Consider the following 10,780-nt stretch of genomic DNA (forward strand, 5'->3'; position numbering starts at 1 on the left):
GCGGCCCGACCGGGCGCCGACCCGCCGGCCGCCGCGAAGAGCGGCACCGCGCGGGGGCCGCTGCCGTCCGACCCCGGCGCGCCGGAACCCCCTCCGGCCGTGGTGCCCGGCTCGGCTCCGGTCGCCGGGCCGGGCTCGGCTCCGGTCGTGGCACCGGGCTCGGCTCTGGTCGTGGCACCGGGCTCGGCTCTGGTCGTGGCGTCCGGCTCGGCACCGGTCGTCGTGCCGGGCTGGGCTCCGGTCCCGGTCGGGCTGGTCGTGGTGGCGGGCTCGGCGGTCGGAATGCCCGGTGCCGATCCGGAGGCGGCGGAGGTCTCCGGGGATGCCGGCGGCACCGCCGTGAGCGGCGCGGTCGCCCCGGTCGCGGGAGCGCCCGGCGCGGCGGGCGTCGGGTCGACATCTTCCGGTGTCACGGCGGCAGGCGTCGGGTCGACACTCTCCGGTGTCACGGCGGCCGGCGTCGGGTCGACACTCTCCGGTGCCACGGCGGCAGGCTGGCGCGGCGACCGGGGCTTGCGGGTGCGGCGGGGCTTGGGCGCGCCCGGGGCGGGCTGCTGTCCCACGGCCGCTCCCACCGGCTGTTCGGCGTGCGTCGGCCCCTCGGCCGGCTGTACCGAGGGCGTCGGGCCGGTGGCCGGCTCTCCGGCGGGTGCCGCCGCCTCGGCCGGCTGTACCGAGGGCGTCGCGCCTTCGGTCGGCCGTCCTGCGGGAGCCGGCTCCCCGGCGGGCTGCGCGGCGGGCGTCGCCTGCCCGGTCGGTGCCGCTTCGGCGGCGGCGGGGGTGGCCGGGACGGTCAGGGCCGCCGGGGCGTGGTCGTCGGCGCCGCCGGGCGTGGGGGCGGGGTCCGGTCCGGCCGGGCGGTCGGCTGCGGGCGGGTTGTCGGCCGGCGACCCGGCCGTCCACCGCGGATCCGCTGGGGCGTCGGCGGCGGGAGCCGGGACGGTTCCTCCCTGAGCGGGCCAGTCCCAGTGCGGGGGCACGGCCCGGGGCACCGGGGCGTCGCCGGCGGCGGTGGCCGCGCCGGAGCCCGTACCGCCGGCCGGTTCGGCGACGGCCAGGGTGGCGCCGGCCAGGTCGACCGTCTCCGGCTCGTCGCCGTTGGCGGGCGCCGGGGTCTGCGGCAGCGCTGGGCCGGTGGGCAGTGGGCGGAGGATGTCGGTCGGCTCGATGGCTCCGGTGGGCGCGGTGCGCGTGACGAGCGGCCAGCGCAGCAGCGCGGCTGCGGCCGATCCGAGCGCGCCGGCGGCCACCGCGAGCAGCGCCGCGTAGTACGGCGTGAGTTGGTAGCGGTCGCCGCTGTCGCCCGGGCCGGCGGTCAGGTAGGCGAAGGCGACCAGCACCGGGCCCGCCACCCCCGTCGCGCCGCTGACCAGCGGCGGGTGGCCGCGCCACCGGGCCAGCCCGCCGGTCGCCGCGCCGGCCAGCAGCGCCACCAACGGCAGGACCACCAGGGCCAGCCGCTGCGCCGCGTCGGCGTCGAGCGACGCCGGCTCCAGTACCCCCAGTCGTACGGTGTCCAGCGGCCCGGTGGAGAACAGCGACGGCGTCACCGAGATCAGGGCCAGCAGCCAGATCGTGCCCGCGACGGCGGCCATGTTCCATCCCACCGGCGGCTGGAGCAGTACGGCGAGGGCGGCGCCCGCACCGACCAGCGCACCGAGGACCGCGCAGATGCCGACGGCCCAGACCGGGTCCACCGAGACGAGTTCGGCCGCCCGGGCCGGCTGCATGCAGAGCGGCGCGACGACGGTGGCGCCCAGCGCGGCGGCGCCGGCGACGGCGAGAAGGCGCCCGGTGCCGACCAGCCCTCCGTCCCGGCGGGCCAGACGCTCGGTGAGCACCGCGCCCACCACGGCGGCGTTCGCCGCGAACCAGCCCGCCCAGACGAGCTGGGCCGGCCACTGGTTGACGGTGGCGCCGGTGAAGGTGCCGGTGAGCCGGACGATGCCGAAGCCGAAGGCGATGCCGAGCTGACCGGCCCCGACCAGCAGGCTCACCCCGAGCGCGGTGAGCAGCAGTCTGCCCCAGGTCCGAAAGGCCATGTCCGGCACGTTACGCACCTGTTGACCAGGCCGCCACCGGCGCGCCGCGAGCGGGGGCGACCCGCCGGCCAGCGGTTACTTCAGCTCGACCAGCCGGGCCAGGTACGTCGTGTCGCCGACGTTGGTCAGCATGTGGACGGCGCCCGGGTCCCGGTAGACCACCCCGCCGGTCGGCTCGTCGGCGTCGATGAGGGTGCCGTCGATCGTCTGCACGACGTTCTTCGCCCCCTGGATCGCCACCACGAGGTACGGGTGGTCGTGCCGGTGCAGCGGCTGCCGCTCACCCGGCTCCAGGCGGATGTGCCAGACCCGGACCCGGTCGTTCTCGTACACGATCTCCTGGCCCACCGGGCCGAGTTCAAGGTGCGCGTCGGTCATCGGGTTCCGGCCAGTCGGGGGAGCACCTCGGCGGCGATGAGCTCCAGGTGGTCGAGGTCGGCGAAGTCGATCAGCCGCAGGTGCACCCGGGTGGCGCCGATCGCGGCGAACTCGCCGATCCGGTCCACGAGCTGCGCGGGCGAGCCGACCACCGGGTCCTCCGGCGGCAGCGCGCTCTTGACGTGCAGCGGGGCGGCACGGCGGTGCGCCTCGGCGTCGGTGCGGCCGATCGCCACCACGAGCCCGGCGGAGAGGGTGAGCGGGGCGCGTCCCGACTCGGCCCGGCCGGCCCGGTCGCAGGCCTCCCGCACCCGCTTGTACGCGGCGGCGGTCTCCGCGACGGTTTTGAACGGCATGTTGAACTCGTCGGCGTACCGGGCGGCGAGTTCGGGGGTGCGCTTCGGGCCGCGACCGCCGACGATGATCGGCGGGCCGGGCACCTGCACCGGCTTCGGCAGCGCGGGGGCGTCCAGCAGCCGGTAGTGCTCGCCGGTGAAGCTGTACGTCTCACCCGGCGGCGTCCCCCACAGTCCGGTGAGGATCTCCAGCTGCTCGGCCAGCCGGTCGAAGCGCTCGCCGACGCGGGGGAACGGGATGCCGTAGGAGGTGTGCTCCCGCTCGTACCAGCCGGCGCCGATGCCGAGTTCGACCCGGCCGCCGCTCATCTGGTCCACCTGGGCCACCATCACGGCCAGCGGGCCGGGCAGCCGGAAGGTGGCGGAGGTGACCAGGGTGCCGAGCCGGATCCGGCTGGTCTCCCGGGCCAGCGCGGCCAGCGTCAGCCAGGCGTCGGTCGGGCCGGGCAGCGCCGGCTCGTCCCCCATCGCCTGGTAGTGATCGGCGCGGAGGAAGCCCTCGAAGCCGCCGTCCTCGGCCAGCCGGGCGAAGCGGAGCTGGTCGTCGTAGCTGGCGCCCCGGTGCGGCTCCGTGAAGACGGTGACCCGCATGCTCATCGTCCCTCCGCGCCGGCTGTCGCCGGCAGGTCCCGTTCCATGAGGAGTTCGTGCAGGTCGGCGCTGACCCGGGCGACGTCCGCCAGGTGTGCGTTGCGGCCGAGGGTGCGCGGTCGCGGGATGTTCACGTCGACCACCTTGCGGATCCGGCCGGGCCGGGGGCTGAGCACGACCACCCGGTCGGCCAGCAGCACCGCCTCGTCGATCGAGTGGGTGACGAAGACGACGGTGGCCCCGGACGTCATGTGCACGCGTTGCAGCTCGCCGGAAAGCTCCTCGCGGGTGAGCGCGTCGAGCGCGGAGAACGGCTCGTCCATCAGCATCACCCGGGGCTCGCCGATCAGCGACCGGCACAGCGAGACCCGCTGCTGCATGCCGCCGGAGAGTTCGTGCGGCAGCCGCTTCTCGAAGCCGCCCAGTCCGGCGAGGTCCAGCAGTTCCCGGGCCCGGTCGCGGTGCTTGGCCCGCTTCCAGCCGAACATCTCCACCGGGAGCAGGACGTTGTCCAGCACCGTGCGCCAGGGGAGCAGGGCCGGCCGCTGGAAGAGCATCGCGATGTCCGGGCGCGGCTTGGTGATCGGCGTACCGGCCACGGTGATCCGGCCCTCGCTGACCGGGAGCAGGCCGGCGATCAGGCGCAGCAGCGTGGACTTGCCGCACCCGGAGCGGCCGAGCACGGCGACGAACTCACCCGTCGCCACGTCGAGGTCGATGCCGCGCAGCGCCTCGACGCGGCCGCTGCGGCCGTCGAAGGTACGGGACACCCCGGAAAGCTGGATCATCTCCGGCGGCCTCCCTGAGTCGGCGATCAGCAGTCGCGGCCCAGGGTAACCGCCTCGTGTGGACTTTACGTCGTCCGGGGTGGACGCGAGGTTTTTTCCGTAACGAAACCCATACGGCCTGGCGTCACGAAGGGCGCTTTCTCGTACGCTGTGCCCGCGATTAGTCCCCTCACGACGACGTGCCGGCATACCCCTCCGCCGGCGCGCCGAACAACCCCCTCCGGCGGCGGCGCGCCGCTCCGGTCGGAAAGGACATGGTGCACTGATGAGAAGGCTGACCCGTACGGTCGCTGCCGCTGCGCTGGCCACCGCCCTCGCCCTGGTCTCCGGGTGCAGCGGCGACTCGGACTCCGGCGCCAAGGGCGGCAGCGGCGGGGCGTTGGAGAAGGTGACCTACCTCACCTCGTTCGGCAACTTCGGCCGTGACTCCTACGCCTGGGTCGCAAAGGAGAAGGGCTTCTTCAAGGAGGCCGGGTTCGACGTCGACATCAAGCCGGGCCAGGGCACCGGCTCGGTGATCCAGACGATCGTCGGCGGTCAGGCCCAGTTCGGCCCGATCGACCTCACCGGCGGTCTGCTCCAGCTCGGCAACGGCCAGGCCAAGGACTTCGTCGCGGTGGCGGCGATCCAGCAGCGCACCATGGCCGCCATCGCCACCGTCGAGGGCAAGGGCATCGCGTCGCCGAAGGACCTGGAGGGCAAGAAGCTCGCCGACACCCAGAGCTCCGTCGTCCGCAACCTCTTCCCGACGTACGCCCGGATGGCCGGCGTGGACGCGAGCAAGGTGACCTGGGTCAACGGCCAGGCCCAGGACCTGATGGGCATGCTCGGCTCCGGCACGGTGGACGGCATCGGCCAGTTCGTCGTCGGCCAGCCCACCATCGAGACGGTGACCAAGCAGAAGGCCGTCATGCTGCCGTACAGCAACGTGATGCAGGACCTCTACGGCAACGTGCTGATCACCTCCGCCAAGCTCGCGAAGGAGAAGCCGGAGATGGTCAAGCGGTTCACCGCGGCCCTGATGAAGGGCCTGGACTACGCGCTGACCAACCCGCAGGAGGCGGGCGAGCTGCTGAAGAAGAACGTCGACGCCGCGAACCCCGCCGCGGCCGCCGCCGAGCTCCAGCTGATGGCCGGCTACGTGCGCTCCAACAACTCCGGCACCCAGCTCGGCACCCTGGACAGCGGCCGGGTCGCCAAGAGCATCGCGATCCTGCAGGGCGCCGGCGCGCTCAAGCAGAACATCACCCCCGACCAGGTCATCGACTTCAGCCTCGCGCCGAAGGCCTGACGTACGCCGACCGTGAGCACGGGGGTGCGGTCCACCCGGGGTGACCCGGGGGCCGTACCCCCGTCGCGTGCCGGCCCGGCCGGCAGGAGAGGAGAACCCGTGACGGAGACGACCGGTATCCGGCCCGGCGACACCGGGACGGAGCCCGCGGGCGCCGGCGCGCCACGGCCCGCGTCCGCGCGCCGATCCGGCGTACGTCCGGCGGCCGTCGGGCTGCCGCTGCTCGGCGCCGTGATCACGCTGGCCGCCTGGTGGCTGGTCACGTCGGGTCTGGAGCTGGTGCACCCGGTGTCGCTGCCTCCGCCGCAGGCGGTGTGGAAGGCGATGGCCGCGGGAAGCGACGTGCTGATGCCGGCGCTGGGGGTCACCACCACGATGACCGTGGTCGGCTTCCTGCTGTCGGCGGTGGCCGGGGTGCTGATCGGGATGGCCCTGGCCGGGTCCCGGCGCGTCGAGCGGATGTTCGCGCCACTGCTGGTGGCGGTCAACGCGGTGCCGAAGATCGCCCTGGGCCCGCTGCTGGTGGTCTCGGTCGGCTGGGGTGCGAAGCCGATCCTGACCATGGTGTTCCTGCTCTGCTTCTTCCCGATCGTGCTCTCCACGGCGACCGGGCTCACCACCACCCCCAACGACCTGGCCGAGCTGGCCCGGTCGCTGAACGCCTCGTGGTGGCAGGCGTTCCGCAAGGTGCGCTTCCCCGCCGCGCTGCCGCAGATCTTCGTCGGGCTCAAGGTGGCGATGCCGCTGGCCGCGATCGGCGCGGTGATCGGGGAGTTCTACTCGGACAAGCCGGGGCTGGGCTACCAGATCCTGCAGTACAACGGCATCGGGGACACCGCGACCGCCTGGGCGGCGATCGTGCTGGTCGCGCTGATGAGCATCCTGCTCTACAGCGCACTGTCCCTGGTCGAGCGCTTCGCCCTGCCGTGGGTGCGCGCCACGACCTCGGCCCGCTGACCTGCGTGCCAGCCGATGGTGTGGCCCGCCGGGTGCGGCGGGCCACACCGCCGGTCAACCCGCGAGGCGCCAGCGCCCGTTGCGCGCGACCAGGGTGGTGAGGGCCTGGGGCATCAGCCCGGAGTGGTTGTCCGGCGTCATCCGGATTGGTCCGGAGAGACCGTCCAACTGGGTCGTCTCCAGCACGTCCCGGATGCCGTCGCGGTCGACCTGGCCGGGCTCGCCGCCCGAGCGCAGTTCGGCGTCGGTGATGAGCTGCACCGCGTCGGCGGCGAACGAGGAGGAGCCGTTGTAGCCGCCGAAGCGGGCGGTGTAGTCCTGGAACCACTGCCGGCGGGCGGCCTTCGCCGGGGTGGTGGCGATGACGTCGTCGATCACCATGGTCTGGGTGAAGACCAGCGTGGCGCGTTCGGCCGCCCGGGAGCCGAGGAAGAGGTCACCGGCCGTTGCCGCGTCGAAGAAGAGGGCGCCCTCGAACTTGGCCTGCTGCGCGGCGGTGGCGGCGAGCGTCGCCTGCTCGGCCGTGGTCCAGACGACCAGCGCGTCCACCTTCTTCGCGGTCAGGTTCCGGACCTGCTGGCCGACCTCGGTGTCGGTGGTACGCACCGCCTCCTCGCGCAGCAGCTTGATGCCGGCCTTCGCGAACTCGGCGCGCAGCGCGGTCAACCCCTCGCGGCCGTAGGCGTCCTCGCTGTGCAGCACGCCCGCCTTGCGTACGCCCTTGCGGCGCATCTCCGCGGCGAGGGCGGCGGCGCTGTCGGTCGCGTTCGGAGAGAGCTTGAACACGTACCGTCGTTCGGCGACCGGACTGGACACGGCGCTGGACGCGGCGAGCGCAATGGTGGGAATTCGCTTCTCGTTGATGGTGCGTACGGCGCCGACGGCGCATTCGTTGCAGCCACCCATGATGATCCCGCTGACTTGGGAATCGTTGCTGAAGTCACCGATGTTGCGCAGCGACTCGCTCGCGTCCGACCGGTTGTCCTTCACCCGCAGCTCGACCTTCCGGCCGTTGAGCGCGCCGGAGGAGTTCAGCTGCTCGACCTTCAGTTCCAGCGCCCGCTGGTACGCCTTGCCGGCGGGCGCCGCCGCGCCGGAGAGCTCGAGGTCGGCGGCGATGACGATGGGACTGGTGTCCTGCTCGTCCGCCCCGAACTGGCAGCCGGTGAGCGTGGTGGCCAACACGGCCGATGCGAGCGCCGCGGCGCTCGCGGAGCGGATGGGGGTCAACTCAGTCCTCCAGATGCGGCCCGGGCGGTGCCCGGTCACCGCCGGGTTGTCCGTCCTCAGTAGAGGAACGGGATCGGTCTGCCGTACGGTGTGCGCGAAGCCTGCAAAACCTTGCCAACGCCGGGCCCCTGCGGTCAAGCGGAGCGTCCGAAGCGTTTCGGGACGCGTATCCCACATGGTGGGGCAACGGGAAGTTTGCGAACGCTTACTAATACGACACGGATGACCACCCTGGAGTTACATGCCCTGTTCACGGGCATGGAGAATTGAAGGTATTAGTTGACCGGATCACGGGATGCGAGCCCTCCGACCGTTTCCTACCCCGCCGCGACTTCCCAAACAGGATCGCTTCTGATGAAATCGCGGCCGTGCCGCGTGTGGCGCAGTCCGCTGCACCGGGCGCGAGTCGGCGGGGCAGGCGTGGAAGAAACGACGGAGGCGATGTCGTGAGCACCGGACCGACGACCCTGCCCGCGAGTGGCGACACCGATCAGCCGAAGCGGCGTCGGCTGCCCCGGCTCCGCGACGTGCGGATCCGCTCCAAGCTCGCCCTGATCCTGGTCGTGCCGGTCGCCGCGGTGCTCGCGCTGGCCACGGTCCGACTCGTCGCCGTCGGTGAGAACACCTTCGACGCCAACCAGGCCCGCGCGCTGACCGCGCTCTCCGTCGACGTCTCCGCGCTGACGCAGGACCTGCACGCCGAGCGGATGGCCGCCGCCGCCTTCCTGGCGACGCCGCAGCAGAAGGCCGACGCCTACAACCTGCGGGTGCGCAGCACCGACGCGCGGGTCGAGGCGTACCGGGCGGAGCGCGGACGCGTCGGCCAGGTGCCGACCGCCGTGCAGGAGCGGCTCGCGACCATCGACGAGCACCTGGAGACGCTCGCCGGCACCCGGCAGGAGGTGCTGGACCGCCAGCAGATGGCCGTCGCCGAGGCGACGCTCCGCTACGGGGTCATCATCACCGACCTGGTCGCGTACGGCGACGGGCTGGCCCAGCTGCCCGGCGACGAGCGGCTCGCGGACGCCCGGCGCGCGGTCGCCGCGTTCGCCCGCGCCAAGGCGGCCGTCGCCGAGGAGCAGTCGGTCGTCTTCACCGCCCTCGTCGCCGGCCAACTCGACGAGGAGCAGTTCTCCTCCTTCGTGGCGACGCTGACCAGCCAGCAGGAGGCGCTGGTCGCCTTCTCCCTGGCCGCCGACCCGACCCAGCGCGCCCTGGTCGACAGCACGGTCTCCGGCGACGCGGTCACCCTCGCCGACCGGGTGGCCGCCGACATCACCCGCTCGGTCGGGCAGAGCTCGCTGGTCACCGCCCAGGACGCCACCGCCGCCATCGGCGCGGTCAACGACCTGATGCGGTGGGCGGAGATCCGGCTCCAGGACCGCCTGCTCAGCCAGGCCGACCAGGCCCGGTCGGACGTCATCCGGCAGGCCTTCATCGAGACGGGGCTGGTGCTGCTGACCCTCATCGTCGCGGTGACCCTCGCCGTGGTGCTGGCCCGCTCGCTCAACCACTCGCTGCGCCGGCTGCGTGAGGGCGCCCTCTCGGTGGCGAACCACGACCTGCCGGACGCGGTGAAGCGGCTGCAGAACGTCGGCAACGTCGGCGACGGCGGTGTCGAGGAAATCGTCCGGCAGGTACGCGACCCGATCAAGCTCAACAACCGCGACGAGGTGGGCCAGGTGGCGCTCGCCTTCAACGTCGTGCACCGCGAGGCGGTCCGCGTGGCGGCCGAGCAGGCCGCGCTGCGTACCAGCGTCTCGGCGATGTTCCTCAACCTGGCCCGGCGCAGTCAGACCCTGGTCGACCGCATGATCGGCGAGCTCGACGCGATCGAGCGCGGCGAGGAGGACCCGAAGCGGCTCGCGCAGCTCTTCGAGCTGGACCACCTGGCCACCCGGATGCGCCGCAACGACGAGAACCTGCTCGTCCTGGCCGGCGCCGACTCGGCCGTGCCGCGCCGCGACGACGCCCTCCTGGTGGACGTGCTGCGGGCCGCCCAGTCCGAGGTGGAGCTCTACAACCGGATCGAGTTCGGCACCGTCGACACCGACATCTCGGTGGCCGCGCACGCGGTCAACGACGTGGTCCGGCTCGTCGCCGAGCTGCTCGACAACGCCACCCGCTTCTCGCCGCCGACCACCACCGTGGTCGCCGACGGCCGGCGGATCCGGGACTACGTCCTGATCCAGGTCGAGGACCGGGGCCTCGGCCTGACCGACGACCAGCTCGACTCGCTCAACCGGCGACTGGCCGCCCCGCCGAGCGTCGACGTCGCGGCGTTCCGGCTGATGGGTCTGGCCGTGGTCAGCCGCCTGGCCTCCCGCTACGGCATCCGGGTGGAGCTGCGCCGCAACGTCGAGGGCGGCACGGTCGCCCAGGTGACGCTGCCCGCCGCGACGGTGGTGCTGCCGGCCGTGCACAGCCGGGACCAGCAGATCACCCGGCCCCGGCAGCCGCTCGCGGTCGAGCAGAACCCGCTCACCCCGGCCGGCCTCGCCGAGCCGGCCGTCGGCGCGGGGCGTACCGCCTCCGCCACCCTCACCGACCAGTGGCGCTCCGCCGCCCCGGCGCCGTGGCAGGCCCCGGAGCAGGCGCGCGACACCGCGCCCCCGGTGCAGGCCGGTGGCCTGACGTCGGCGCAGCCGGCCGCCCCGGCGGCGCCCCCGGCCCGGCCGGCCTTCGCCGGCGGAGGCGCCTCGGTCGGTACGCCGACCGTCGCGTACCCCACGGTCGACGCGCTGCCCAAGCGCGTTCCCGGCGGCGGGGAGGCCCAGGCGCCGGGCGCGCCGGTCCTGCCGGTCGGCCCGATCGCCGGCTCCCCGGCCACCGCCGGGCTGTCGGCGGGGCTGGCCGGATCGGCCGCCGGCTTCGGCAGCGACCCGGGCACCGGCCGCGGCCTCGGGGCCAGCCTGGCCGCCACGGCCCCGCCCGCCCCCGCCGCGCCGATCACCCCGCGCGCCGAGCTGCCGGCCGAGGCACCGATCTTCCGGGAGATGGAGGCGGTGTGGTTCCGGTCGCACGGTAACGACGCCACGGCCATCTTCACCCGTCCGGACTTCAGCCAGTCGCCCGCGGCGCAGCAGGCCGCCGGAGCGCCGAGCGCCGGAGCACCGGCCGCCGGGACGCCGGCCGCCGCCCAGTCGG

The 10,780-nt window shown here is 73.8% G+C and carries 8 protein-coding genes; 3 read left to right on the forward strand and 5 right to left on the reverse strand.

The genetic code is table 11. The annotated features are described in order from the left end of the window. The 4 genes from AB0G13_RS31725 to AB0G13_RS31740 all read right to left on the reverse strand — a co-directional run. Positions 1–2,042 (reverse strand): hypothetical protein (locus tag AB0G13_RS31725; protein WP_357882404.1); only part of this gene is annotated, 2,042 nt, incomplete at its 3' end. Positions 2,043–2,117: 75 nt separating this feature from the next. Next, positions 2,118–2,420 (reverse strand): cupin, encoded by a 303-nt coding sequence (locus AB0G13_RS31730; RefSeq protein ID WP_088998381.1) that lies wholly within the window; start codon positions 2,418–2,420, stop codon positions 2,118–2,120. Next, positions 2,417–3,367 (reverse strand): LLM class F420-dependent oxidoreductase, encoded by a 951-nt coding sequence (locus AB0G13_RS31735; RefSeq protein ID WP_357882419.1) that lies wholly within the window; start codon positions 3,365–3,367, stop codon positions 2,417–2,419. Before AB0G13_RS31735 ends, AB0G13_RS31730 begins: the two co-directional genes overlap by 4 nt. 2 nt (positions 3,368–3,369) lie before the next feature. Beyond that, positions 3,370–4,155 carry an ABC transporter ATP-binding protein gene (locus AB0G13_RS31740; RefSeq protein WP_357882407.1) on the reverse strand — a complete coding sequence of 262 codons (786 nt, stop codon included), beginning with the start codon at positions 4,153–4,155 and terminating at the stop codon, positions 3,370–3,372. A gap of 265 nt (positions 4,156–4,420) precedes the next feature. On the opposite strand from AB0G13_RS31740, the gene AB0G13_RS31745 reads away from it, so the two are divergent. Both AB0G13_RS31745 and AB0G13_RS31750 read left to right on the forward strand, forming a co-directional pair. After that, positions 4,421–5,446, forward strand: a complete 1,026-nt coding sequence (locus AB0G13_RS31745; RefSeq protein WP_357882410.1) for an ABC transporter substrate-binding protein — start codon at positions 4,421–4,423, stop codon at positions 5,444–5,446. 117 nt (positions 5,447–5,563) lie between these two features. Further along, positions 5,564–6,403: an ABC transporter permease gene (locus tag AB0G13_RS31750; RefSeq protein ID WP_357882422.1), complete on the forward strand. Its 840-nt coding sequence runs from the start codon at positions 5,564–5,566 to the stop codon at positions 6,401–6,403. 54 nt (positions 6,404–6,457) lie between these two features. On the opposite strand, the gene AB0G13_RS31755 is transcribed toward AB0G13_RS31750, so the two are convergent. Further along, positions 6,458–7,633: a penicillin-binding protein activator gene (locus AB0G13_RS31755; RefSeq protein WP_357882413.1), complete on the reverse strand. Its 1,176-nt coding sequence runs from the start codon at positions 7,631–7,633 to the stop codon at positions 6,458–6,460. Between the two features lie 446 nt (positions 7,634–8,079). Here AB0G13_RS31755 and AB0G13_RS31760 point away from each other — a divergent pair. Then, positions 8,080–10,780: sensor histidine kinase (locus AB0G13_RS31760; RefSeq protein ID WP_357882416.1), on the forward strand; the 2,701-nt coding region annotated here is incomplete at its 3' end.

It is taken from the genome of Micromonospora sp. NPDC023633 (assembly GCF_040640035.1).
Lineage (GTDB): Bacteria > Actinomycetota > Actinomycetes > Mycobacteriales > Micromonosporaceae > Micromonospora.